Raw genomic sequence first — 22,848 nt, 5'->3', positions numbered from 1 at the left:
AAACGCTCCCGCAACCCGGCAAGATCACGCTCAACGCCCACGGTCCTCGCAACTCCCGCAGATCGCGGGTGTTGCGAGGACCGTTAGAACCGAAGCTGAGCTGAGGGGGGCCTTCGACGAGGGTCAGACGGTGGCAGCTTGTGGGGTCTGCGCGGGCAGCTGCTCGGGGGCGGCTTCGACCTCGCGTACGCGGAGGGCGAGGGGGATGCGGAGGGCGGCGCTCCACGTCAGCGTGGCGCCGAGCATGTGGAGACCGACCATGAGCTCGGGGGCGTCCGTGAAGTACTGGATGAAGCCGAGGACGCCCTGGAGGAGCAGGACCGCGAGGAGTTCCTTGGTGCGGGACTTGGCCGCTTGCGGGGCCTTGATCGCGGCGAAGACGAAGATCAGTGCGATGGTCAGGCCGACCGAGATGAAGGCGAAGTCGGCGTGGAACTGGGCCAACCTGTCGTAGTCGATCGGGATGCGGGGGACGATCTTGTTGTCCTGGGGCGTACCCGGGTGGTGCCCGGCGCCGGTGACCAAAGTGCCGGCGGCGACCAGCAGGCCGACGACCGTGACCAGGACGTAGGAGAGCTGGTGGATCGGGCGGGCCACCGAAAGCCTGGCCGGGCCGTCGCCCTCCTTGCTGCGCTCCCACATCAGCAGGGCGACCCAGACCAGGGCCATCGCGGCGATCATGTGTCCCGCGACGGTGTAGGGGTTGAGGCCGGTCAGCACGGTGATGCCGCCGAGCACGGCGTTGCTCATCACCAGCCAGAACTGGGCCCAGCCGAGCTTCGTCATGCTGCGCCGCCACGGGCGGTGGCAGCGGGCGGCCAGGATCGCCCAGCCGACGGCCGCGCTCAGCACGTAGGTGAGCATCCGGTTGGTGAACTCGACGATGCCGTGGAAGCCCATCTCCGCCGTGGGCGTCAGGCTCTCGGCGGTGCAGCGGGGCCAGGTCGTACAGCCGAGGCCGGAGGCGGTGAGGCGGACGGCGCCGCCGGTGACGACGATCACCACGCTCATCACCAGCGCGGCGAACGTGGCGCGCCGGACCATCGCGGCGGAGGGCTGCCAGCGCTCGGCGAGCAGGGAGAAGGGGTTCAGCACGCGGTCAATCGTAGGCGGCCTTACGGGCGATCTTGGGGCGGGGCGCGGGGTGCGGTGCCGAGAGAGCAAAGCGGGGTCGTGGTGGCGGCCCGGCGCAAGGCGGCCAGGAAGGCCTGATCGCGATGGCGCCCCCGGTGATCGAATCTGATCATCGGAGGCGCCATCACGTTCCTGAAGTGACGAAGTTCATTCAACTTCGCCGAATCCGCGTTCTGCCAGGTGGCGGCTGTGATGGACTGGTCAAGCACATCCGGGAATGGACCGACAGACGAAATCCGGTCGTACGGCGGGGTGTGGCGAGGTGCGGGAGTGCCGGTAGAGTCCCCCGGACATGCCGTGGCGGGCCACCGCGAACCACTTCAACGCGCCTGCTGCGCAAGACCGTTCGGAGGGGAACAGCGTAATGGCGCGACAGCAGCGGCACGTTCGGATCGGTGCGACGGCACTCGCCGGCACGGCGGCGGCCGGATTCCTCCTGCCCCTGGCGCTGGCCACCAACGCCTCGGCGCACGTGCCGACTTGGTCGGTGACCTGCGACAAGGTCGTGATCGATCTGATCAACTACAGCCCCAAGCCCGACGTGAAGAACACCGTCAGCCTCACCGTCGGCGACGAGAAGGTCCTGGACGCCAAGGAGTTCCCGGCGGAGTTCCACGGCACCTTCCCGGTGAAGGACCACGACGCCCCGGTGACGGCGCACCTGGTGGTCAAGACCACCGAGACCCCGGCCGAGAAGGGCTGGAACGTCGACGAGACCAAGACCATCGCGCCGTGCCACACCCCGACCCCGACACCCACCCCCACCCCCACCCCCACCAAGACCCCCACCCCGACCCCCACTCCGACGCCGACCATGACTCCGTCGGCGACGCCCACCCCGACCAGGACCCCGTCGGCGACCCCGACCCCCAGCCAGACCCCCGCCGCCCCCGCCCCGGCCCCCGCCACCAGCGCCCCGGCGCTCGCCCAGACCGGTAGCAGCGACGCGACGCCGATGATCGCGGCGGTCGGCGGCGGCGTGGTGCTGGTCGGCGGCGCGCTGGTGCTGCTCGCCCGCAAGCGGCGCGGCGGCAGCCAGGGCTGACGTGTGCCCGGAACGCGCGACGCCCCCCGGCCAGCTGAGGCCGGGGGGCGTCGCGCGTCGATGCGGCGGCTACTCCCAGCGGAAGAACCGGGCGGCCGCCGCCAGCCCCAGGACGGCCCAGCCCGCCAGGATGCCGAGGTCCGACCACGGCACACCGGTGCCGTGCTGGAGCACCGAGCGCAGGCCGTCGGAGAGCGCCGAGATCGGCAGCAACTCCAGCACCGACCGCACCGCGCCGGGGAACTTGCTGAGCGGCACGATCACCCCGCCGGCCAGCAGCAGCAGGATGAACACCAGGTTGGCGGCGGCCAGCGTGGCCTCGGCCTTCAGGGTGCCGGCCATCAGCAGGCCGAGCCCGGAGAAGGCGGCGGTGCCGAGCACCAGCAGCGCGGCGACGGCCAGAGGGTTGCCGTGCGGGGACCAGCCGAGCGCCAGCGCGATCACCGACAGCAGGGCGACCTGGAGCACCTCGGTGACCAGCACGCAGCCGGTCTTGGCGGTCAGCAGCGTCCAGCGCGGCAGCGGGCTGGCGCCGAGCCGCTTGAGCACGCCGTAGCGGCGCTCGAAGCCGGTGGCGATGGCCTGCCCGGTGAAGGCGGTGGACATCACGGCCAGTGCGAGCAGGCCGGGCGCCAGGAAGTCGACCCGCTTGCCGGGGCCCTCCACCGCGACGACGTCCACAGCGGAGAACAGCACCAGCAGCACGGTCGGGATGACCACGGTGAGCAGTAGCTGCTCGCCGTTGCGCAGCAGCATCCTGGTCTCGAAGGCGGTCTGGGCGAGCAGCATCCGGCCGACCGGAGCGGCTCCCGGCTTCGGGGCGTAGGTACTCACGAGCGGAGCTCCCGTCCGGTCAGGTCGAGGAAGACGTCTTCGAGGCTGCGGCGCTGCACGGACAGCCGTTCGGGCAGGATGCCGGAGGCCGCGCACCAGCCGGTGACGGTGGCCAGCAGCCTGCTGGGGTCGACGGGCGCCGCGACGCGGTAGTTGCCGGGGGCGGTCTCGGCGGCGGTGGCGCCCGGGGGCAGTTCCTTGAGCAGCGGGCCGAGGTCGAGTCCGGGCGGGCCGTCGAACCGCAGGGCGTCCTCGGCGCCGCCGCGGCACAGCTCCTCGGTGGTGCCGCCGGCGATGACCCTGCCGCGGTCGACGATGGCGACGTGGTCGGCGAGCTGCTCGGCCTCGTCCATGTGGTGGGTGGTGACCACCACGGTGACGCCGTCCCGGCGCAGGTCGCGGACCAGTTCCCAGGTGGCGCGGCGGGCCTGCGGGTCGAGGCCGGCGGTGGGCTCGTCGAGGAAGACCAGTTCGGGGCGGCCGACCACGGCCATCGCCAGGGCGAGCCGCTGCTGCTGGCCGCCGGAGAGCCGGCGGTAGGTGGTGCGGCCGCAGGAGCCGAGGCCGAGGCGCTCGACCAGGGCGTCCACGTCCAGCGGGTGGGCGTGCAGTTTGGCGGTGTGCCGCAGCATCTCGACGGCGCGCGCGCCCGCGTAGACGCCGCCGGACTGGAGCATGACGCCGATCCGGGGGCGCAGCGCGGCGCTCTGGGTGACCGGGTCGAGCCCGAGGACGCGGACGGTGCCGGCGTCGGGGCGGCGGTAGCCCTCGCAGGTCTCGATGGTGGTGGTCTTGCCGGCGCCGTTGGGGCCGAGTACGGCGGTGATCGCGCCGCGTGCGATGGTGAGGTCGAGGCCGTCCACCGCGGCTTTGTCGCCGTAGCGCTTGACCAGCCCGGCGATCTCTACCGCGGGTACGGGGTTCATACCGGCGAGTGTAAGAGGACCGAACGGACCGGCCGGACACCGGCCTTGGTGATCGTTTTCGCTGGTCAGGTAAGGCTTGCCTGCGTGACAGAAGCCACCGGTGAGGCCTGCGTCACGGCTTGTCCTTGCGGAAGTAATTACGCAACACTGGTGTTGTGAAAAACATGCGCGAGCACGCCGAGCAGCAGGAGGCCGAGACGGCCTCCCACTGCGACGTGCCCGTGACGGCGGCCGAGGTGCTGCTGGAGGGCCACCGGGCCACCCGGGACCGGGTCGCCCGGTCGATCCTGGACCACGGCCCCTCCTCCGCCGCCGACCTGGCGAACCGGCTCGGCCTCACCGCCGCCGCCGTCCGCCGTCACCTGGACGGACTGGCCGCCGCCGGCCTGGTCGAGTCCCGCGAGCAGCGGGTCTACGGCAGCCGTGGCCGGGGCCGTCCGGCCAAGGTCTTCGCTCTCACCGACGGCGGCCGGGACGCCTTCTACCAGGCCTACGACCAGCTCGCGGCCGACGCGCTGCGCTGGATCTCGGACTCGGTGGGCGGCGGCAAGGCGGGCGAGGAGGCGGTCGCCGCCTTCGCCCGCGCCCGGTTCGGCAAGCAGGGCGAGAGGTACCGGGAGACCCTGCGGCGGGCCGAGGCCCGGGAGCGCCCGGAGGCCCTCGCCGAGGCGCTGAGCGCGGACGGGTACGCTGCCACGGTGCGGCGTGTCCCGTCGGCCGTGGCCAAGGCCCCGGCGGGCGCCCAGCTCTGCCAGCACCACTGCCCGGTCGCGCACATCGCCGAGCAGTTCCCGCAGCTCTGCGAGGCGGAGACCGAGGTCTTCTCCCAGCTCCTGGGCACCCATGTGCAACGGCTGGCCACCATCGCCCACGGCGACGGGGTCTGCACCACCTATGTGCCGGCACCCGGTGCCGCATCGTCGCCCGCCCAGCGCCCCGCGGGCCACGGCTCCGATGCAGTGCCGACTGCCGGTACGTCCACCGAAGATTCTGCGTCCGCGCGTTAGGAAGCTCGCATGACTGACACCGTTTCGCACCCGGAGCTCGAGGGCCTGGGCAATTACGAGTACGGCTGGGCCGACCCGGACACCGCCGGTGCCGCGGCCAAGCGCGGGCTCAGCGAGGAGGTCGTGCGCGACATCTCCGCGAAGAAGAACGAGTCCGAGTGGATGCTGAACCTCCGGCTCAAGGGCCTGAAGCTGTTCGGCAAGAAGCCCATGCCGACCTGGGGCTCCGACCTCTCCGGCATCGACTTCGACAACATCAAGTACTTCGTCCGCTCCACCGAGAAGCAGGCCGAGTCCTGGGAGGACCTGCCCGCGGACATCAAGGCGACCTACGACAAGCTGGGCATCCCGGAGGCGGAGAAGCAGCGCCTGGTCGCCGGTGTCGCCGCCCAGTACGAGTCCGAGGTCGTCTACCACCAGATCCGCGAGGACCTGGAGGAGCAGGGCGTCGTCTTCCTGGACACCGACACCGCGCTGCGCGAGCACCCGGAGCTGTTCAAGGAGTACTTCGGCACCGTCATCCCGGCCGGCGACAACAAGTTCGCCGCGCTGAACACGGCCGTGTGGTCCGGCGGTTCGTTCATCTACGTGCCGAAGGGCGTGCACGTCGACATCCCGCTTCAGGCCTACTTCCGGATCAACACCGAGAACATGGGCCAGTTCGAGCGGACGCTGATCATCGTCGACGAGGACGCCTACGTCCACTACGTCGAGGGCTGCACCGCGCCGATCTACTCCTCCGACTCGCTGCACTCGGCGGTCGTCGAGATCATCGTCAAGAAGGGCGGCCGCTGCCGCTACACGACCATCCAGAACTGGTCGAACAACGTCTACAACCTGGTCACCAAGCGCGCCGTGGCGTACGAGGGCGCGACCATGGAGTGGATCGACGGCAACATCGGTTCCAAGGTCACCATGAAGTACCCGGCCGTCTACCTGATGGGCGAGCACGCCAAGGGCGAGACCCTGTCGATCGCCTTCGCGGGCGAGGGCCAGCACCAGGACGCCGGCGCCAAGATGGTGCACATGGCGCCGAACACCTCCTCGCACATCGTCTCCAAGTCGGTGGCGCGCGGCGGCGGCCGGACCTCCTACCGCGGTCTGATCGAGATCGGCGAGGGCTCGCACGGCGCCAAGTCCAACGTGCTGTGCGACGCGCTGCTGGTCGACACCGTCTCGCGCTCGGACACCTACCCGTACGTGGACGTCCGCGAGGACGACGTGTCCATGGGCCACGAGGCGACCGTCTCCAAGGTCAGCGAGGACCAGCTGTTCTACCTGATGAGCCGTGGCCTGACCGAGACCGAGGCGATGGCGATGATCGTCCGCGGCTTCGTCGAGCCGATCGCGCGCGAGCTGCCGATGGAGTACGCGCTGGAGCTCAACCGGCTGATCGAGCTGCAGATGGAGGGCGCGGTCGGCTGACCCCCGGCCGCCACCGCCCACCGACTTTTCGAGCTTTTCGAGGAAGAGAGCACTACGACAGCCATGGCTGACGTCCAGAACACCACCGGCTCCACCACCGCCGGTTCGATCGAGGTCGGCACCGCCGGCGCGGGCGCGCAGCTCGCCGGCCCCGGCACCGGCCGGACCGGGGTCCAGCAGCCGATCGACGCGCGCGTCGCGGTCAAGCCGTCCTTCGACGTGAACGACTTCCCGGTGCCGCACGGCCGCGAGGAGGACTGGCGGTTCACCCCGCTGCACCGCCTCGGCGGGCTGCACGACGGCACCGCCGCCGCCTCCGAGCGTGGCGAGGACAAGGTCGAGTTCACCCTGCCGGACGGCGTCACCGCCGAGACCGTCGGCCGCGACGACGCCCGCCTGGGCAAGGCCGGCACGCCGGTCGACCGGGTCGCCGCGCAGGCCTTCAGCGCCTTCGAGCAGGCGCTCGTGGTCACCGTCCCCAAGGACGCGGTGCTGACCGAGCCGGTCAAGATCGACGTGAGCGCCGAGGGCGGGGTCCGCTTCGCCCACGTGGTGATCGACGTCAAGCCGTTCGCCGAGGCCGTCGTGGTGCTCAACCACGCGGGCACCGGCACCCGGGCCGCCAACGTCGAGCTCCTGGTCGGCGACGGCGCCAAGCTCACCTTCGTCTCCGTGCAGGACTGGGAGCGGGACGCCGTCCACGTCGCCCAGCACAACGCGCTGGTCGGCCGGGACGCCTCGTTCAAGTCCGTGGTCGTCACCTTCGGCGGCGACCTGGTCCGCCTGCACCCGCGGGTCAACTACGCCGGCCCCGGCGGCGAGGCCGAGCTGTTCGGCCTGTACTTCGCCGACGCCGGCCAGCACCTCGAGCACCGCCTGATCATCGACCACGACACGCCGCACTGCCGGTCGAACGTGGCGTACAAGGGCGCGCTGCAGGGCCAGGACGCCCACGCGGTCTGGGTCGGCGACGTGCTGATCCGTGCCGCCGCGCTCGGCACCGACACCTACGAGCTCAACCGGAACCTGGTGCTCACCGACGGCGCCCGGGTCGACTCGATCCCGAACCTGGAGATCGAGACCGGCGAGATCGTCGGCGCCGGCCACGCCTCGGCGACCGGCCGCTTCGACGACGAGCAGCTGTTCTACCTGATGGCCCGCGGCATCCCGGCCGACGAGGCCCGCCGCCTGGTGGTCCGCGGCTTCTTCGCCGAGCTGCTCCAGCAGATCGGCGTGGCCGAGGTCCAGGAGCAGCTCATGGAGAAGATCGAAGCCGAGCTGGAAGCGGCGGTCTGATCCCCATGAGCTTCCTCCGTGCCTGCGCGCTGAGCGACCTCCAGGAGGACGTGCCCAAGCGCGTGGACCTCAACGGCGTGCCGGTCTCGATCGTCCGCACCGAAGAGGGGGTGTTCGCGATCAACGACACCTGCTCGCACGCGAACGTCTCGCTCTCCGAGGGTGAGGTCGAGGACTGCATGATCGAGTGCTGGCTGCACGGCTCCAGCTTCGACCTGCGCACCGGCAAGCCCTCCGGCCTGCCCGCCACCAAGCCGGTCGCTGTCTACCCCGTAAAGATCGAAGGGGACGATGTGCTCGTCTCCGTCAACCAGGAGTCCTGAGTACACATGGCTACCCTTGAAATCCGCGACCTGCACGTCTCCGTCGAGGCCGAGAACGGCCCGCGCGAGATCCTGAAGGGCGTCGACCTGACCGTGAAGCAGGGCGAGACCCACGCCATCATGGGTCCGAACGGCTCCGGCAAGTCCACCCTGGCCTACTCGCTGGCGGGCCACCCCAAGTACACCGTCACCGGCGGCTCGGTGCTGCTGGACGGCGAGGACGTCCTGGAGATGTCCGTCGACGAGCGCGCCAAGGCCGGTGTCTTCCTGGCCATGCAGTACCCGGTCGAGGTCCCGGGCGTCTCGGTCAGCAACTTCCTGCGCACCGCCGCCACCGCCGTCCGCGGCGAGGCCCCCAAGCTGCGGCTGTGGGTGAAGGAGGTCAAGGAGGCGATGGCCGCCCTGCAGATGGACCCGGCCTTCGCCGAGCGCAACGTCAACGAGGGCTTCTCCGGCGGTGAGAAGAAGCGCCACGAGATCCTCCAGCTGGAGCTGCTCAAGCCGAAGATCGCGATCCTCGACGAGACCGACTCCGGCCTGGACGTCGACGCGCTGCGGATCGTCTCCGAGGGCATCAACCGGGTCCGCTCGACCGGCGAGGTCGGCACCCTGCTGGTGACCCACTACACCCGCATCCTGCGGTACATCAAGCCCGACTACGTCCACGTCTTCGCGGGCGGCCGCATCGTCGAGTCCGGCGGTGCCGAGCTGGCCGACAAGCTGGAGGAAGAGGGCTACGAGTCGTATGTGAAGGGCGGCGCGTCCGAGTGACCCATACCCTTACCGGCCTGCTCGACACCGACGCGATCCGCAAGGACTTCCCCGTCCTGCAGCGCCTGCTGCACGAGGAGAAGCCGCTGGTCTACCTGGACAACGCGGCGACCTCGCAGAAGCCGCGTCAGGTGCTCGAGGCGCTGAACGCCTACTACGAGCGGCACAACGCCAACGTCCACCGCGGCGTGCACGTGCTCGCCGAGGAGGCCACGGCGATGTACGAGGGCGCCCGCGACAAGGTCGCGGCCTTCGTCAACGCGCCGAGCCGCAACGAGGTGATCTTCACCAAGAACGCCTCGGAGTCGCTCAACCTCGTGGCCAACATGCTCGGTTGGGCCGACGAGCCGTACAAGGTCGACGCCGACTCCGAGATCGTGATCACGGAGATGGAGCACCACTCCAACATCGTCCCGTGGCAGCTGCTGTCGCAGCGCACCGGTGCGAAGCTCAAGTGGTTCGGGCTGACCGACGAGGGCCGGCTCGACCTGTCGAACATCGACGAGCTGATCACCGAGAAGACCAAGGTGGTCTCCTTCACCCTGGTCTCCAACCTGCTGGGCACGATCAACCCGGTCGAGACGATCGTCCGCCGGGCCCAGGCGGTCGGCGCGCTGGTCGTCATCGACGCCTCGCAGGCCGCGCCGCACATGGTGCTGGACGTGCAGGCGCTGGAGGCCGACTTCGTCGCCTTCACCGGCCACAAGATGCTGGCCCCGACCGGCATCGGCGTGCTCTGGGGCCGCCAGGAGCTGCTGGAGGACCTCCCGCCGTTCCTCGGCGGCGGCGAGATGATCGAGACCGTCACCATGGGCTCGTCCACCTACGCCCCGGCGCCGCACAAGTTCGAGGCCGGCACCCCGCCGATCGCCCAGGCGGTCGGGCTGGGCGCGGCCATCGACTACCTGTCGGCGATCGGCATGGACAAGATCGCCGCGCACGAGCACACGATCACCGAGTACGCGGTGGAGCGCCTGCTGGAGGTCCCGGACCTGCGGATCATCGGTCCGCGCACGGCCGTGGACCGCGGCGCCGCGATCTCCTTCACCCTGGGCGACATCCACCCGCACGACGTGGGCCAGGTGCTGGACGAGCAGGGCATCGCCGTGCGCGTCGGGCACCACTGCGCGCGGCCGGTCTGCCTGCGGTACGGAATTCCGGCGACCACGCGGGCGTCGTTCTACCTGTACTCGACGCCGGGCGAGGTCGACGCGCTGATCGACGGCCTGCACCACGTCCGGAACTTCTTCGGCTGACGGGACGGGGCAGGACGACCATGAAGCTCGACTCGATGTACCAGGACATCATCCTGGACCACTACCGCAACCCGCACGGCAAGGGGCTGCGGGACGGCGACGCCGAGGTGCACCACGTCAACCCGACGTGCGGCGACGAGATCACCCTGCGGGTGAAGCTCGACGGCGCGAAGGTCACCGACGTCTCGTACGAGTCCCAGGGCTGTTCGATCAGCCAGGCCAGCGCCTCGGTGCTGAACGACCTGGTGGTCGGCAAGACCGTCGGCGAGGCGCAGGCCGTCCAGGAAGCCTTCCTGGAGCTGATGCAGAGCAAGGGCCAGGGCGAGGGCGACGAGGAGGTGCTGGAGGACGCGGTCGCGTTCGCCGGCGTCTCCAAGTACCCCGCCCGGGTCAAGTGCGCCCTGCTCAGCTGGATGGCCTGGAAGGACGCCACCGCCCAGGCGCTCGCCCAGAACCCCGTCGTGAACGACTGACCTGCAGAGGAGGACAGAACCAATGAGTGACGAAACCCCCTCCGCTGTGGAGGAGCAGCCGAACGGCGGCATCGTCGGCACCACCGCCGGCACCGTCTCGGTCGAGGACCTGACCGAGGCCCTGATGGACGTCGTCGACCCCGAACTGGGCATCGACGTCGTCAACCTGGGCCTGATCTACGGCATCCACATCGACGAGTCCGACGTGGCCACCATCGACATGACGCTCACCTCGGCGGCCTGCCCGCTGACCGACGTCATCGAGGACCAGGCCAAGACCGCCACCGACGGCCTGGTCCAGGACCTGCGGATCAACTGGGTCTGGATGCCGCCGTGGGGTCCGGACAAGATCACCGACGACGGCCGCGAGCAGCTGCGCGCGCTGGGCTTCAACGTCTGAGGTCGTGCGGTGGTTTTTTCGGCGCCGCCGCCTGGAACGGGTCTCCGTTCCGGGCGGCGGCGTTTTCCGTTCTCGGGTGTCACGTCGCGGTGACGGGGGGCGTTGGAGGGTGGGCGCAGGCTTTTCGAGGAGGTGGGGAGAATGACCCCCCGACGGATCCTGCGCACTGGTGTGAACACGATGATGGCGGCGGTTCTGGGGCTCGGCGGCGCCGCGCTGGGGGCGTCCGCGGCGCACGCCCAGGACTTCGGGCCGGACACCTGCCGCCAGGGCTTCGTCTGGAGGGACGCCAGGCCCGGGGACCACGTCTGCGTGATCCCGCAGCACCGTACCGATGCGGCGTCCGACAACAGCCAGGCGGGGGCGCGGACCCTGCAGAACGGTTTCTGCGTTTCGAGCTTCGTCTGGCGCGAGGCGTGGGCCGGGGACCACGTCTGCGTGATCCCGCAGCACCGTACCGATGCGGCGTCCGACAACAGCCAGGCCGACGACCGGAGGCTGGCGGTGCGCGTCTGGGACGGCGACAACGGCGCCGGCCGCCTGAAGATCAGCGGCGACCACTTCAACATCGGCGGGCTGGTGCGGGTCGAGATCAGGCTGAGCCCCACCGGCAGCGTGCAGTGGACGGACACCGTGACGGCCACCCAGCACGGCGGGTTCGCGGGCGGCAGCTTCGGCGTGGTGCCCGGGAACCCGTTCAGCTGTGCGACGAAGAACGCCGTGGCGCGGGCGACCGACCTGACCTCCGGCCGGACCACCGCCTGGATCCCGGTCGGGTACTGCTTCAACCTCTGAGCCGTCGCCGGTGAGTCGGGTGCGGTCGACAGCGCAGGGCGGGCGGCGCAGCATGGAGAAGGGGCTGATCTGTGCGCGAATGGATGGGGTGGTTCGATGGCCTGCGGCGATCGGTGCTCCCCGGCTCCCGGCGCGGGCGTGCGGCTCGCCCTGCTCGGCGGCTTCGGCCTCTCGGCCGGTGACGCGTCGGTGCCCGTCTCCGCGGGGGCGGAACGATTACTCGCCTTCGTGGCGCTGTGCTGCAACGGGAACGTGCCGCGCGCCCTGGTGGCCGGGACCCTCTGGCCGGACGCCGCGGAACGCTGCGCCTCCGCGAGCCTGCGCTCGGCGCTGTCCCGGCTCCCGGCGGCGGGTCGGGAGGCGCTGGAGGTCGGCCAGACCGAGCTGAGGCTGGCCGACGGCGTGGGCGTGGACCTCCGCGAGGCGAGGACGCTGGCCCACCGGATCCTGGCCCCCGACGCGGCCCCCGCCCGGGCCGGCTTCGGGCTGGCGGCCGTCGAGGACCTCTCGGCGGACCTGCTGCCGGGCTGGTACGAGGACTGGACACTGCTGGAGGCGGACAACTGGCGGCGCCTGCGAGTCCACGCCCTGGAGGCCCTGGCCGGCGCCTTCGTCGGCGCCCGCCGCTTCCCCGAGGCGGTGGCCGCCGCCGGCGCCGCCGTCCGCGCCGACCCGCTGCGCGAGAGCAGCCACGCCTGGATGGTCAGGGCGCACCTCGCGGAGGGCAACCCGGGCGAGGCGCTGGCGGACGTCGAGTGCTACGAGCGGCGGCTGCGCGCGGAGCTGGGGCTGTGCGCGCCTGATCGGCTACGGCGTTTAGTGGCCGGGGTGGGGTAGCCGGCGGGGCAACCAGTCGCCGACCAATGCCCTTCATGATCCGGTCGAAGGCCGGACGTCCGGTCCGGTCCACGCGCCGACGGTTGAGGGCGGAAGGGCCGTCGATACTCACCCCGACACGGAACCCGTACGCGGTGAGGAAGTCGCACCAGGCCGGTGTGATCAGTACGGCGTTGGTCTGCACCGAGTGCTCGACCAACCCAGCCTGCCGCAACGGCTCGAACGGGGCCAGTAGCTCCGCGAGTCGCGTGCGGCCGACGGCCAGCGGCTCGCCGGCGTGCCAGACCACCTCGACCGGCTCCGGTGACGCGGTATCGGCGAACTCGGCGACGGAACGGGCCACCGCCTCGGCGATCGCGACCGACATCGGTGCCCGCCGCTTGCGGTCGGGCAGGTAGCAGTAGGTGCAGTCCAGATTGCAGAAAGAGTCAGCCTGGACAACGACCGTCCTCGGACGACGGGCGATGCGGCGCCGATACGGGGCCGGGGAGTGCATCATGCTGCTCCTCCAAGGGCGGAGACTGGGCCGGCGCAGGGCCGTTCACGGGGCGGGATCCTGCGCGGGGGCCGCCCGGGGCGGGCGGCGTGCAATCAGTGAACGACAGTCACGAGCCGCACGGTGAGGCAAAGTTGCTGGCGCACTGGTCCCATTCCGACCGGAAAACTTGACCGTCCCATTGCCTGACCCCATGCACGGCACGTGACAACGCGACTACGTTGACCTCATGCTGGCCAATGTCCCGCTCCGCCTCCGGATGTCCGAACGCCGCATGACCAAGGCCGAGTTGGCACGCGAAGTGAATACCGAGATCAGGACCCTCACGGGGAAGCTCGGCTCCGTGTCAGAGCGCACGGTGCACAACTGGCTGACCGGTGCGACCCGGTGGCCGCCGGTGAAGATCCGCCTCGCACTCAGGGCAGTATTCGCATGTACGCCCGAAGACCTGGGCTTCGTCCCGACCGGGCGGGCCCGCACCACACCGGAGGACGACGTGAGGCGACGCGACTTCATAGCGGCGGCCGGAGGCGCGGCCGTGACCGTGCTCACGAGCCCCCCGCCGTGGCATCGAGTGGCCGTATCGGCGTCAGTGACGTGCGGAGACTGCAGGCCCGCTTCGCCGAGGTCATCGCCAGCGACCACCGCCACGGCGGTCGGCTCGGCATCGAGACCAGGGCGACCGCGCTCGCCGAGGAAGCCCTCGACCTGCAGAAGAACGGCACCGCGACTCAGCGGGTCCGGGCCCAGCTGTACGCGTGCGCGGCATCGTTCATGTCCTCGGCGATGTGGGCCGCGATCGACGGCCGTCGCTTCGACGCAGCCCTCGAACACCACCAGAAAGCTGCCACCCTGGCGGCGATGTCCGGCGACTCCGGCATCCAGTTCCGCATCTGGTCCCACGCGGGCAGCCTGTACCGGCACCTCGGGCAGGTGGGCGACGCGCTCGCCGCCAATGAGGTCGCCCGCGGCCTGCCGATCGCCCGACGCGACCCGCTGTTCGCCTCCCTCGGACACGCCCGCCACGCGGCGATCCACGGCCTGACCGGGGACTCCAACGCGGTCCGCCGGTCCATCGGGCACTCACAGGACGCCCTCAACCGAGCCGACCTCGACATCTCCCGACCAGTGTGGATCACCGCTTTCTACGACCAGTCCGAACTCGACTCCCTCGCCCTCGCCGCTCACCTCGCGGCCGGGAACTGGGAGGAGGCGGAAGCACACGCGCACCGCAGCATCGCCCAGCGGCGCGACACCATGCAGAGGTCACGAGCGATCACCACCGTCCGGCTCGCCCGCGCCCAGCTCGGGCAGGGCGATCTGGAGCCCGCGGTCGCCACCGCCATGTCCGTCCCGGCCGAGGACTCCGCGCACCCCCGCGTCACCCGGATGTTGGCCGCCTTCGGCACCTCGCTGCATGAGCTGGCCGGCGGCAGTGGCCCGGACCGCACCTGGACGGCATACGCCCACAACACCTGGAGGACCACCGCGTGACCGTCGAACTCCGCCACCACACCACCCTGCCCCCCGAGGCCCGGCAGGATCTGCTGGACGTGTACGCCGATGTGCGGGCCCCCCTGCTGCACCTGCCGAACTACCGCGTCGACGTGTTCGCCGAACGCCTCGACCGGCATGCCACCGAGCCCGGCTTCGAGCTCGTCCTCGGCTACGACGGCGAGGTGCCGGTCGGCTACGCCTACGGCAACACGATCGAGGCGGGCGACCGGTACTGGAAGCGCATGACCGAGCCCCTTCCGGACGGCTACACCGAAGCCCCGGCTCTGGCCATCAAGGAAATCGGCGTCCGGACCCGCTGGCGCGGCACGGGTGCCGCCCGCCGGATCCACGACGAGCTGCTGCGCCGCCGCGTTGAGGGCCGTGTCACCCTTCTGGTCAACCCGCTCGCCGGGGACGGCAAGGTCCAGCGGCTCTACGAGACCTGGGGCTACCAGGCGTTCAACGCTCAACAGCCCTCTCCGGACTCGCCCCGACTGACTGCGATGATCCGCCCGATCCACTGAGCCTGGGGCGGCGGCGCCTGGTAGCGCACACCGATGTTGCGTTGACGTGATGTGGGTTCCTCGAAACTCGCTGACCCGCTTCATCGACGCCGATACTGTCTTCCCACCCATCCTGGCCTCCCTGGAGGAGCAGACGTGACACAGCAGACTGCGGAGGAACGCCCGGGCATTGCCGCCGCGATCGTGGTTCACGAAGGCCGCGTCCTGATGGTCCGGCGACGGGTCAGCGAGGGCCAGCTCTCCTGGCAGTTCCCGGCCGGTGAGATCGAGGCCGGCGAGTCGCCCGAGGAGACGGCTGTCCGTGAGACGGCGGAGGAGACTGGGCTCGGCGTAACCGCCGTCAAGCTCCTGGGCGAGCGGGTTCACCCGAAGACCGGCCGACTGATGTCGTATACGGCCTGCGAGGCCGTCAGCGGCACCGCCGAGGTGGTCGACACGGAGGAGCTGGACCAGCTCGCGTGGGTGGCTCTCGCCGAGATCCCCGAGTACGTGCCGTACGGGCTCTTCGAACCGGTGCAGGCGTACTTGGAGATTGCGCTCACTGTCTGAGCCGATAGCTCTACGGGCGGCCACCCGTAGAGCTATCGGTCACACCGGTGTCGCCATGAAACTCGTCCGCACCGACGCCTGGCTCACCGACACGACCTCACATTTCAGCTGATGATTACGGACGTTCCGAGGATCGATGAGAGCTTGCGCAACTTGGCTGTGGTTGCGCTGCCCGCGCTCGCCTTCTGCGCGATCACCCCGGGCAGCCCCTGATGCCGAGCCCAGCCGGGCGCGGCCGAGCACACCTCGAGCAAGGTGTCCAGGGCGGTGTCGGACTGCCGGGTTTCGGCTTGTGCGAGCGCCACGTCCAGCAGCATCCGGTTACGCGCTGACGGGGTGAGCGAGCTGATGTCGCCGATCGACTGGAACAGGCTGAGCGCCTTGCCCGGCCGGCCAGTTGAGACGGAGATTCCAATCGCCTGTGCGGTGACCGTTGCCGGCCCGAACGCCGTACCGTTCACCATGACGTCCCTGCCCATCCGGGCCGCTACCGCAAGCCCCTGCGACAGCAGATCGTCGGCGCCATCCACATCCCCTTGACGGGCAGCGACGACGGCCGCGAAGGTCACGTGCCATCCGTAAGTGGCGAGCATGCCGAGATCCCGATCCCTGTACCTGGGCTCGATGGACTCGTACGACATGCGGGCCGTCTCCTCCGCCTGGTCGAGCCGGGCATCCCGCACGTAGATCCACGACCGGCCAGACGCGATCATGGCCGAGCGGACGGTGTCCCCGGTGTGGTCGGCCTGGTATTGCGCGTGTCCGATCCCGGCGTACGCGAGATCGCGGGCGCCGAACTGGTTCGCCACGTAGGCGGCGAGCCGGTAGGCATCCGCGAGGATGCCTACCGCCGCGCTCTTCTGGTCGACCGGAGCGGCCTTGAGTGTGGCGGCGGCCTCGCGCAGTGCCGGGGCGACGCGTACTTTGGCGCCCACGTAGTTGCCGGAGCGGTAGGCCTCCCATGCGGCGGCGAGTCCGGCCGCGAGTTCGGCCGGGGGTGGGGGCTGTACATCGACGCCGACGCCGGCGGCGGTGTCGTGGACGGTGCGGGACAGCTCGCGCATCATCGCCCGGTCGGCGCCGTGCATCGCGCGGCGAGGGGCCTGTTGGCCGAGGATCACCGACACGTCGGTGTGGAGCGCGGCCGAGATTCGCAGCAGCGTCTGGAGGCTGCCGCCGAGGTTGCGCTCGGCCTTGCGGATCGTCGCCACCGACAGGCCAGCAGCTTCGGCAAGCTGTTCCTGAGTCATGTCCGGTCCGCGGAGAAGCTTGATGCGCTCGCCTGTGGTGTAGTCGGTCCACTGCGTCATCCCTGGTTCCCTTGCGGGTACACGGCCGTACTCGGAAGGTACCCGCTCCCTTGGGTGGGTGGGCGCGCTTTGGTTCCGTGGAGCTTTCGTCAACCTGCTGCCGCGCAAACCGCTCCTTCGGAGGAAAGGTTTGCGTGGCAGTGGTATATCTGCGAGCGGGCGGCCAGGCTGGTGCCGCGACCTCGGAGGGAGCGAAGTCATGTCGGTGATTGCGTTTGCGCAGTTGCTTCTGCCTGACTCGCCGTACGCCATGTGGGTCCGGGGGGAACTGGAGGAGTACCTCCGGCTCCCGGATGACGGCACGCGGGTTGAGGTGATCGGAGGGGAGATCGTTGTGTCCCCATCGCCGGTGTACCTCCATGAGGGGATCCTCGTGGACATCCAGGACTCGGTGGCGGTCGCGAGAGCTGCCGACCCGGCGTTCCCGTGGCGGGCTATTCGGACGATCAACCTGGACCTGATCGAGATCGGGGAGGGCTATATCCCGGACATGGCGATCGTGCATCGGGACGTCGATGCCGAGAATCGAGCAAAGGATGTGCTGTATGTCCACCCGGGCGATCTTGAACTGGTGGTTGAGGTGACATCCACGTCGAACGCCCGCCATGACCGTCGCCCGATGTTCGGGCGCCAGGTCAAGTCCACCAAGTGGAATGGTTACGCGCGGACCGGAATTCCGTACTACCTGCTGGTGGACCGTGACCCGCGGCAGCCCGGTACCACGTTGTTCGGCAAACCGAACAAGGCTGAGGGGACGTACGAGGTATTGGAGGAGTGGAAGTTGGGCGAGACCGTCCGGCTGCCAGAGCCGTTCGATTTCGAGATCAGCCCCAATGCCTGGGAGCCCTGGCAATCGTAGGGCCGGAGTGAAACGCCGCTGCCCGGGACTTCGGAGGAAGTCCCGGGCAGCGGCGTTCTCGTGTGCGGTCAGGCGCGCTTGGGCTTGCCGGTGGCGGCCAGGGCGACGGCGAGCGGGCCGAGGCCGAGGTGCTGCTGGAGGAGCGGGTAGATCGGCGTCGCCAGGTTGGCACCGATCAGCATCAGCAACAGGGCGACCGAGACCAGGCGGAGCTTGGCGACCATGTCGGAGTCGGACGGGCCCCGGCTTCTTCCCGCTGACTTCCCGTCGTCCCCCAGCGGGTCGCGTTGACCTTCTCTCCCTCGGCGCGGTTTCGTGGGGGACACACCAGATGACTACGTAGAGTAGTTGCATGGACTCGCTGCGCCATGTTGCTCGCGCGGCATGCCGCCCGTTCCTTACGAGGGAGCAGTGTGAAGATCCGTCACCTCCTCACCGCCCTTACCACCACCGCCGTCCTGTTCGCGGGCTCGCCGGCCTCTGCCCAGGTGGCGGTGTCCCATGACGGAGCCGGTACGGTGCAGGGCCGACCCGGCCCTGACGCCGAGCGGTCGTTGACCGAATGCTCAGCGGAGTACCTCAACGGGGACAAGCGGCTGGGGCCCCTGCGCCTGCCCGTCCTCGGGCTCGCCGGCAAGGAGCTCACGGGCTACCAGCCCACCAACGATCTGGGCCCCCAGCGGTTCCTGGACCTGTACTGGAAGGACGAGGGCTGGGTCTACCCGGCGCAGAACGGGTACATCGTCAATCCGGACGGGAGCCCGCAGCGAGCCCTCCTCACCTTTCAGGTCGGTCAGGACATCGACCGATACGGGAGTGAACGCGGTGCCTTCCTCGCCCCCGAGGGGACGCCGTACGCGCAGCGGGCGATCCCGCCGATGAACCTCGACGGCGATCCGGCGGCCGGTTGCAACTACTACGACTACCGGGTGATCAAGGAGTTCACCGTCTACTCGGGGACCGTCGCTCCCTGGTTCGCCCAGCCCGGACTCGGCACCCAGTACGAACTGGACTACACCCTCATCCCCGGCGCTCCCACTCCGGACCAGGGCTTCGGCGTCAAATGGCTGGTCGACAACCACTACCTGGAGCGGATCATCTCGCCGACGTCGCCTCACTGAGCGCCGCATACGAGGTGCTGGGGGAGTGGAAGTCCGGCGAATCGGTCCGGCTTCCGAAGCCGTTGGATTTCGAGATCAGCACCGAGAGGTGGCCGCCCTGGCCAGGGTGGAACGCCGCTGCCCGGGACTTCGGAGGAAGTCCCGGGCAGCGGCGTTTTCGTACCGGGTCAGGCTGTCTTGGGCTTGCGGGCGACGGCGACCGCGAGGGCGGTGCAGAGGAGGGCCGCCACGGTGGCGAAGCCGCTGATGGCGGGGAGGAGGCCGTAGCTCCTGACCAGGGCGCCGACGGCGATGATGGGCAGGGAGCTGCCGAGGTAGACGATGATCCACAGGGAGCTCATCTCGGAGCCCCGGCGTTCCGGGTTCATCGCGGCGACGGCGGTGGTGAACAGGGAGCGGAACGCGACGCCCTGGCAGGCGCCGCCGAGGACGCTGCCGATGAACAGCAGCGCCGGGGTGCCGGTGTAGCCGGCGGCGACGACCAGGGCGAGGCCGGTGGCCAGGCCGGTCATGCCGAGGGCGATCACCAGGCGGTCGGAGGTCGGGGGCACGATCAGCTGGGCGGCGGCCGAGGAGCCGAGCAGGAGGGCGGCCACGATGGCGCCGGTCAGGTGCGAGGGGGTGTGCAGCAGCTTGGCGGAGAAGGCCGGGGCCAGGCTGAGGTAGACGCCGAAGACCGCGTAGGAGATGAAGCCGGCCGCGGAGGCCAGCAGGAACTCGCGGCGGCCGGTCTGCGGCAGCCGCAGGCGCTGCGGGCGCAGGTGGGCCGGGGTGGTGATCCGGGGCGGGGACGCCGGCGGGCGGTTGCGGCCGGGCATCCGGGGGTGGACGACGGCCAGCGGCACGCAGAGCGCCAGCAGGGCGATGGCGTGCAGCAGGAAGGGCGTCAGCAGCGGGTCGGAGCCGCCGGACAGCAGGGCGCCGACGATCGGGCCGAGGGCGACGCCGCCCGCGGAGCAGGCCAGGGTGAGCTTGGCGGCGAGCGTCGGGTGATCGGGCAGCAGGTCGCCGAGGGCGGCTCCGGCGGCGCCGGTGGAGAGGCCGACGGCGATGCCCTGGATGGCACGGCCGACCGCCAGCTGCCAGAAGCCGCCGGAGGTGGCGAACACGACGTCGCCGGCGGCGGCCAGGGCGACGGCGGGCAGGATCAGGGCGCGGCGGCCGAGGTGGTCGGACCAGTGGCCGACGATGGCCAGCACCGGGACCAGCGCGAACACGTAGATCGTGAAGAGGATGGTGGTGTCGAGCGGGCCGAGGCCGAGGCGCTGCTGGAGGAGCGGGTAGATCGGCGTCGCCAGGTTGGCGCCGATCAGCATGAACAGCAGGGCGGCGGCGACCAGGCCGACGCGGACTCCGCGCATCGCGTTCCAGCGGCTGATCGCGGCGAGCTGGAGCTGCGCGCGCGGCGCGAGCTCCAGGGGGAGCAGGGCCTCCGACAGTCGGCGTCCGTCGAGCTGCGCGGTGCGCAGGCCGGAGCCGGCGGGGGAGAGGTCCGCCATGTGAGGGGTCTCCTGTGGCAGGGCACCACCGGGTCGGCGGGGTGTGCCGGTGCGCCCGTCCTGAGGCGCTGTGGTGTGGCCGCGGTGCGGGGCTCCCTGGTGGAGCGGATGAGCTGAGGATTCGGGCTTCGTTGCCCGGTGGACTGCACGGGGTGTGCGCAGACACCAGTTCGAAGGATAAAGGGTGGGCGCACGGAAGCGCCGCGCGCCCCTGCGCGCGCCCCTCGAGGCCGGGCATCGCGGGTGTCCGACCTATACGCTGAGGAGGTAGATCGACACGCGGAGCTGTTCGGGCTGACCGCGCTGGCTGAGGGAGAGCGCACAACGATGGCCGGACGACGTCGGAAGAACGCGGGGGCTTCGGCGGGAGAGGGCGCGGGCGAGGCTGTCCTGCCCGCTGACCTGGAGCTGCAGGACCTCTACGGGGCGTTCGCCGCGCACGGTCTGGACGACGAGGACCTGGACGACGCGGCGGTGCTGGTACCGCCGGTGAAGCTGCCCGCCGAGCAGGAGCTGGCCGAGCAGGCGAAGGCCGTGCCGATGTTCGGCTACGCGCTGGCGCTGGCCCGCTGGGCGGCGCCGCACCGGGTGGTGGACGAGTTCGGCGACCTGGTCGAGGAGGACCGGGCGCCCGCCGCGCGGCTGCTGGGGCTGGCCCCGGCCGAGGGCGAGGTGCCGGAGGAGGCCGAGGTCGAGGCGCTGCGGGCCTGGTCGCTGGCCTGCGACCTGGACCTGGTGGAGCTGGGTACGACCAAGGACGGCGAGCACGTCGCGGTGCCGGGGCCGGACCTGGAGCCCGCCGAGCAGGGGGACCCGGACACCGTCCTGGAGCTGTGGCTGACCGCGGCCGGGATCGTCCGGGAGCTGGCGGTGGAGGCGGACTCGCTGCCGGAGGAGGAAGAGGAAGAGGGGGCCGCCGAGGAGGACGAGGACGGCCTGAACGAGGTCGAGGAGGCCCGGGACGTCGCCGCCGAGCTGCTCGACGAGGCGCTGCAGGTGCTGTACGAGACCACCGCCTTCGCCGACCCGGGCAACGAGACCGTGCCGCTCGGCGTGCTGGCCGCGCTGCTGGTGGTGCCGGAGGGCGAGGAGCCGAGCGAGGAGCTGCTCGGCGACATCACCGACGTGATGGTCGCCCTGGACCCGATGCTGGGCGACCTCGCCGAGCTGGGCCTGCTGGACTACCGGCCGATCGACCCGGAGCTGTTCGACGAGGAGGAGGACGAGGAGCCCGCCGTCGTCGGCGAGGCGCCGCTGGACGAGGAGGAGTCGGCCCGCTTCGGGCTGGTCCGGCTCACCCCGCTCGGCCAGTACGGCGTCCGGCAGTGGCTGCTGGAGGACGGCTACGACGCGCCGCTGGTCGGCGAGCTGGCCCAGGGGGACGCGGCCGAGCTGCTGCGCGGGGTGTGCGAGTCGGCGAACGTGCTGCCGGAGGAGGAGCTGCGGGTCTGGGTGGCCGGCCGGGAGCCGGAGCCGGCGGCGCGCGAGCTGCTGGCGGCGGCGCGCGGAAACGACGCGTACGGCCCGCTGCGCCGGATGCTGTGCGTCTCGGCGCTGAACCTGCTGGGGGCGGGCGCCGAGCCCGCCGTCCGGGAGGTGCTGGACGACCCGGAGCTGGGCGGTGCGGCCCGGGCCTGGCTGTCCGCGCTGGGCGCGGCGGGCGTGCCGGCGCCGGACCGGGCGATGGCGCTGTGGACGGTGGTCGACACCTTCGCCGCCCAGCTGCTGGACAACGGCGGCGACGCCGAGCTGCTGCGCGAGCTGATCACCGACCTGCCGGTGAACGGCGATCCGGTGGAGTGGTTCGGCGAGCTGTGGCGGGTCGACCACCCGTACACGGCGGACGTCCTGGAGGCGATCGGCGAGCTGCACCCGGACCGGGCGCTGGCCAAGGAGGCACGCAAGGCGGCCTTCAAGGCGCGCTCCCGGGGCTGATCAGGGCAGGTCCAGCGAGCCCGCCTCGGTGAAGGGGAAGAACGGGTTGTGGGCCAGCTCCCACAGGTGCCCGTCCGGGTCCTCGAAGTAGCCGGAGTAGCCGCCCCAGCTGGTCGGGACCGGCGGCTTGACCACCACGGCGCCGGCCTCGACAGCCGTCCGCAGCGCGGCGTCCACCAGCGCGGGGGACTCCAGGTTCACCGCGAGGGTGACGCCGCGGAAGGAGGGTTCGCCGGTGGCGGGCACGCCCGCGTCGGCGGCCAGCTCCTCGCTGGGGAAGAGGCCGAGCACCGAGTCGGCGGTGCGGAACCAGACGATCTCCGGGCTGGAGGCGGAGGAGCGCTTCCAGCCGAGGTCCTCGTAGAAGCGGGCGCTGCGCTCGAGGTCGGAGACGCCGAGCGTGACGATGCTGATCCGGGCGGGGAAGGCGGCCCGGGCCGCGCTGTTCTGTGCTGTCATGCCGCCAGCGTAGGGAGGGCGGCTGACAACCGGCCCGACTGACACGGCCACCGCCCCCGTCCGACAGCCGAGCTGAT

The 22,848-nt window shown here is 70.7% G+C and carries 24 protein-coding genes and 2 pseudogenes; 18 read left to right on the top strand and 8 right to left on the bottom strand.

What is annotated here, in order from left to right; translation table 11 throughout:
- Positions 1 to 123: 123 nt before the first annotated feature.
- On the bottom strand, positions 124 to 1,104 hold the full coding sequence (locus tag ACWCYO_RS28245) for a COX15/CtaA family protein (protein WP_449785764.1): 981 nt from the start codon (positions 1,102 to 1,104) through the stop codon (positions 124 to 126).
- A gap of 394 nt (positions 1,105 to 1,498) precedes the next feature.
- On the opposite strand from ACWCYO_RS28245, the gene ACWCYO_RS28240 reads away from it, so the two are divergent.
- Positions 1,499 to 2,179, top strand: a complete 681-nt coding sequence (locus tag ACWCYO_RS28240) for an LAETG motif-containing sortase-dependent surface protein (protein WP_449785762.1) — start codon at positions 1,499 to 1,501, stop codon at positions 2,177 to 2,179.
- Positions 2,180 to 2,248: 69 nt separating this feature from the next.
- Here the strand turns inward: ACWCYO_RS28240 and ACWCYO_RS28235 are convergent, their stop codons facing one another.
- Together ACWCYO_RS28235 and ACWCYO_RS28230 are read right to left on the bottom strand one after the other, a co-directional pair.
- On the bottom strand, positions 2,249 to 2,968 hold the full coding sequence (locus tag ACWCYO_RS28235; RefSeq protein WP_270150935.1) for an ABC transporter permease: 720 nt from the start codon (positions 2,966 to 2,968) through the stop codon (positions 2,249 to 2,251).
- A 41-nt stretch (positions 2,969 to 3,009) separates the two neighbouring features.
- Complete coding sequence (locus ACWCYO_RS28230) at positions 3,010 to 3,939, bottom strand: ABC transporter ATP-binding protein (RefSeq protein WP_270143285.1); 930 nt, start codon at positions 3,937 to 3,939, stop codon at positions 3,010 to 3,012.
- Positions 3,940 to 4,103: 164 nt separating this feature from the next.
- On the opposite strand from ACWCYO_RS28230, the gene ACWCYO_RS28225 reads away from it, so the two are divergent.
- The 10 genes from ACWCYO_RS28225 (at position 4,104) to ACWCYO_RS28180 (ending at position 12,522) form a co-directional block, all read left to right on the top strand.
- Entirely contained in the window at positions 4,104 to 4,946 is an 843-nt protein-coding gene (locus tag ACWCYO_RS28225; RefSeq protein ID WP_270143284.1) for a helix-turn-helix transcriptional regulator, read from the top strand.
- A 9-nt stretch (positions 4,947 to 4,955) separates the two neighbouring features.
- Positions 4,956 to 6,371, top strand: coding sequence for a Fe-S cluster assembly protein SufB (gene sufB / locus ACWCYO_RS28220; RefSeq protein WP_270143282.1), 1,416 nt, complete (start codon positions 4,956 to 4,958; stop codon positions 6,369 to 6,371).
- Between the two features lie 63 nt (positions 6,372 to 6,434).
- Positions 6,435 to 7,667: a Fe-S cluster assembly protein SufD gene (gene sufD, locus ACWCYO_RS28215; protein ID WP_270143280.1), complete on the top strand. Its 1,233-nt coding sequence runs from the start codon at positions 6,435 to 6,437 to the stop codon at positions 7,665 to 7,667.
- Positions 7,668 to 7,672: 5 nt separating this feature from the next.
- Complete coding sequence (locus ACWCYO_RS28210) at positions 7,673 to 7,990, top strand: bifunctional 3-phenylpropionate/cinnamic acid dioxygenase ferredoxin subunit (RefSeq protein WP_270143278.1); 318 nt, start codon at positions 7,673 to 7,675, stop codon at positions 7,988 to 7,990.
- Positions 7,991 to 7,996: 6 nt separating this feature from the next.
- Entirely contained in the window at positions 7,997 to 8,761 is a 765-nt protein-coding gene (gene sufC, locus ACWCYO_RS28205) for a Fe-S cluster assembly ATPase SufC (RefSeq protein WP_030055937.1), read from the top strand.
- The gene (locus tag ACWCYO_RS28200; protein WP_449785761.1) at positions 8,758 to 10,017 is read left to right on the top strand and encodes a cysteine desulfurase; all 1,260 of its coding nucleotides are present in this window, start codon (positions 8,758 to 8,760) and stop codon (positions 10,015 to 10,017) included. Before sufC ends, ACWCYO_RS28200 begins: the two co-directional genes overlap by 4 nt.
- A 20-nt stretch (positions 10,018 to 10,037) precedes the next feature.
- A complete protein-coding gene (sufU, locus tag ACWCYO_RS28195; RefSeq protein WP_270143273.1) occupies positions 10,038 to 10,490 on the top strand; it encodes a Fe-S cluster assembly sulfur transfer protein SufU in 453 nt (150 codons plus the stop codon).
- A gap of 22 nt (positions 10,491 to 10,512) precedes the next feature.
- Positions 10,513 to 10,890, top strand: a complete 378-nt coding sequence (locus tag ACWCYO_RS28190) for a metal-sulfur cluster assembly factor (RefSeq protein WP_223885951.1) — start codon at positions 10,513 to 10,515, stop codon at positions 10,888 to 10,890.
- A gap of 141 nt (positions 10,891 to 11,031) precedes the next feature.
- On the top strand, positions 11,032 to 11,685 hold the full coding sequence (locus tag ACWCYO_RS28185) for a hypothetical protein (RefSeq protein ID WP_270143270.1): 654 nt from the start codon (positions 11,032 to 11,034) through the stop codon (positions 11,683 to 11,685).
- A 96-nt stretch (positions 11,686 to 11,781) separates the two neighbouring features.
- Positions 11,782 to 12,522, top strand: a complete 741-nt coding sequence (locus ACWCYO_RS28180; RefSeq protein WP_449785760.1) for an AfsR/SARP family transcriptional regulator — start codon at positions 11,782 to 11,784, stop codon at positions 12,520 to 12,522.
- A 37-nt stretch (positions 12,523 to 12,559) separates the two neighbouring features.
- Here the strand turns inward: ACWCYO_RS28180 and ACWCYO_RS28175 are convergent.
- Positions 12,560 to 13,018, bottom strand: a pseudogene (locus ACWCYO_RS28175) (radical SAM protein); the annotation flags it as partial.
- A gap of 597 nt (positions 13,019 to 13,615) precedes the next feature.
- Here ACWCYO_RS28175 and ACWCYO_RS28170 point away from each other — a divergent pair.
- From ACWCYO_RS28170 to ACWCYO_RS28155, 4 genes and pseudogenes are all read left to right on the top strand, one after another.
- On the top strand, positions 13,616 to 14,512 hold the full coding sequence (locus tag ACWCYO_RS28170) for a hypothetical protein (RefSeq protein WP_449785759.1): 897 nt from the start codon (positions 13,616 to 13,618) through the stop codon (positions 14,510 to 14,512).
- Complete coding sequence (locus ACWCYO_RS28165) at positions 14,509 to 15,039, top strand: GNAT family N-acetyltransferase (RefSeq protein ID WP_449785758.1); 531 nt, start codon at positions 14,509 to 14,511, stop codon at positions 15,037 to 15,039. Before ACWCYO_RS28170 ends, ACWCYO_RS28165 begins: the two co-directional genes overlap by 4 nt.
- Positions 15,040 to 15,079: 40 nt before the next feature.
- Positions 15,080 to 15,178: pseudogene (locus tag ACWCYO_RS28160) on the top strand (NUDIX hydrolase); the annotation flags it as partial.
- Complete coding sequence (locus ACWCYO_RS28155; protein WP_449785757.1) at positions 15,175 to 15,588, top strand: NUDIX hydrolase; 414 nt, start codon at positions 15,175 to 15,177, stop codon at positions 15,586 to 15,588. The pseudogene ACWCYO_RS28160 and the gene ACWCYO_RS28155, both read left to right, overlap by 4 nt.
- Before the next feature lie 104 nt (positions 15,589 to 15,692).
- On the opposite strand, the gene ACWCYO_RS28150 is transcribed toward ACWCYO_RS28155, so the two are convergent.
- Positions 15,693 to 16,898 carry a helix-turn-helix domain-containing protein gene (locus tag ACWCYO_RS28150; RefSeq protein ID WP_449785756.1) on the bottom strand — a complete coding sequence of 402 codons (1,206 nt, stop codon included), beginning with the start codon at positions 16,896 to 16,898 and terminating at the stop codon, positions 15,693 to 15,695.
- A gap of 199 nt (positions 16,899 to 17,097) precedes the next feature.
- On the opposite strand from ACWCYO_RS28150, the gene ACWCYO_RS28145 reads away from it, so the two are divergent.
- The gene (locus ACWCYO_RS28145; protein WP_449785755.1) at positions 17,098 to 17,757 is read left to right on the top strand and encodes a Uma2 family endonuclease; all 660 of its coding nucleotides are present in this window, start codon (positions 17,098 to 17,100) and stop codon (positions 17,755 to 17,757) included.
- A 68-nt stretch (positions 17,758 to 17,825) separates the two neighbouring features.
- On the opposite strand, the gene ACWCYO_RS28140 is transcribed toward ACWCYO_RS28145, so the two are convergent.
- Positions 17,826 to 17,981: a hypothetical protein gene (locus tag ACWCYO_RS28140; RefSeq protein WP_449785754.1), complete on the bottom strand. Its 156-nt coding sequence runs from the start codon at positions 17,979 to 17,981 to the stop codon at positions 17,826 to 17,828.
- Positions 17,982 to 18,170: 189 nt separating this feature from the next.
- On the opposite strand from ACWCYO_RS28140, the gene ACWCYO_RS28135 reads away from it, so the two are divergent.
- Positions 18,171 to 18,878, top strand: a complete 708-nt coding sequence (locus ACWCYO_RS28135) for a TNT domain-containing protein (protein WP_449785753.1) — start codon at positions 18,171 to 18,173, stop codon at positions 18,876 to 18,878.
- 167 nt (positions 18,879 to 19,045) lie between these two features.
- Here ACWCYO_RS28135 and ACWCYO_RS28130 read toward each other — a convergent pair whose 3' ends face one another.
- Entirely contained in the window at positions 19,046 to 20,377 is a 1,332-nt protein-coding gene (locus ACWCYO_RS28130) for an MFS transporter (RefSeq protein ID WP_449785752.1), read from the bottom strand.
- Between the two features lie 327 nt (positions 20,378 to 20,704).
- Between ACWCYO_RS28130 and ACWCYO_RS28125 the strand changes: the two genes are divergently transcribed.
- Positions 20,705 to 22,312 (top strand): hypothetical protein, encoded by a 1,608-nt coding sequence (locus ACWCYO_RS28125; RefSeq protein WP_449785751.1) that lies wholly within the window; start codon positions 20,705 to 20,707, stop codon positions 22,310 to 22,312.
- On the opposite strand, the gene ACWCYO_RS28120 is transcribed toward ACWCYO_RS28125, so the two are convergent.
- Positions 22,313 to 22,771, bottom strand: a complete 459-nt coding sequence (locus tag ACWCYO_RS28120) for a VOC family protein (protein WP_449785750.1) — start codon at positions 22,769 to 22,771, stop codon at positions 22,313 to 22,315.
- Between the last annotated feature and the right edge of the window lie 77 nt (positions 22,772 to 22,848).

Source organism: Kitasatospora sp. NPDC001683, assembly GCF_053596495.1.
Note: the sequence above shows the minus strand (reverse complement) of the source record. Positions and strands in the feature narration are given on the sequence as shown.

Bases quoted from the DNA above. Each gene is read 5' to 3' on its own strand.
- ACWCYO_RS28240 (WP_449785762.1), top strand. From the start codon at position 1,499: ATGGCGCGACAGCAGCGGCACGTTCGGATCGGTGCGACGGCACTCGCC.
- ACWCYO_RS28235 (WP_270150935.1), bottom strand. From the start codon at position 2,968: ATGCTGCTCGCCCAGACCGCCTTCGAGACCAGGATGCTGCTGCGCAAC.
- ACWCYO_RS28230 (WP_270143285.1), bottom strand. From the start codon at position 3,939: ATGAACCCCGTACCCGCGGTAGAGATCGCCGGGCTGGTCAAGCGCTAC.
- ACWCYO_RS28225 (WP_270143284.1), top strand. From the start codon at position 4,104: ATGCGCGAGCACGCCGAGCAGCAGGAGGCCGAGACGGCCTCCCACTGC.
- sufB (WP_270143282.1), top strand. From the start codon at position 4,956: ATGACTGACACCGTTTCGCACCCGGAGCTCGAGGGCCTGGGCAATTAC.
- sufD (WP_270143280.1), top strand. From the start codon at position 6,435: ATGGCTGACGTCCAGAACACCACCGGCTCCACCACCGCCGGTTCGATC.
- ACWCYO_RS28210 (WP_270143278.1), top strand. From the start codon at position 7,673: ATGAGCTTCCTCCGTGCCTGCGCGCTGAGCGACCTCCAGGAGGACGTG.
- sufC (WP_030055937.1), top strand. From the start codon at position 7,997: ATGGCTACCCTTGAAATCCGCGACCTGCACGTCTCCGTCGAGGCCGAG.
- sufU (WP_270143273.1), top strand. From the start codon at position 10,038: ATGAAGCTCGACTCGATGTACCAGGACATCATCCTGGACCACTACCGC.
- ACWCYO_RS28190 (WP_223885951.1), top strand. From the start codon at position 10,513: ATGAGTGACGAAACCCCCTCCGCTGTGGAGGAGCAGCCGAACGGCGGC.
- ACWCYO_RS28185 (WP_270143270.1), top strand. From the start codon at position 11,032: ATGACCCCCCGACGGATCCTGCGCACTGGTGTGAACACGATGATGGCG.
- ACWCYO_RS28180 (WP_449785760.1), top strand. From the start codon at position 11,782: ATGGCCTGCGGCGATCGGTGCTCCCCGGCTCCCGGCGCGGGCGTGCGG.
- ACWCYO_RS28150 (WP_449785756.1), bottom strand. From the start codon at position 16,898: ATGACGCAGTGGACCGACTACACCACAGGCGAGCGCATCAAGCTTCTC.
- ACWCYO_RS28145 (WP_449785755.1), top strand. From the start codon at position 17,098: ATGTCGGTGATTGCGTTTGCGCAGTTGCTTCTGCCTGACTCGCCGTAC.
- ACWCYO_RS28140 (WP_449785754.1), bottom strand. From the start codon at position 17,981: ATGGTCGCCAAGCTCCGCCTGGTCTCGGTCGCCCTGTTGCTGATGCTG.
- ACWCYO_RS28130 (WP_449785752.1), bottom strand. From the start codon at position 20,377: ATGGCGGACCTCTCCCCCGCCGGCTCCGGCCTGCGCACCGCGCAGCTC.
- ACWCYO_RS28125 (WP_449785751.1), top strand. From the start codon at position 20,705: ATGGCCGGACGACGTCGGAAGAACGCGGGGGCTTCGGCGGGAGAGGGC.
- ACWCYO_RS28120 (WP_449785750.1), bottom strand. From the start codon at position 22,771: ATGACAGCACAGAACAGCGCGGCCCGGGCCGCCTTCCCCGCCCGGATC.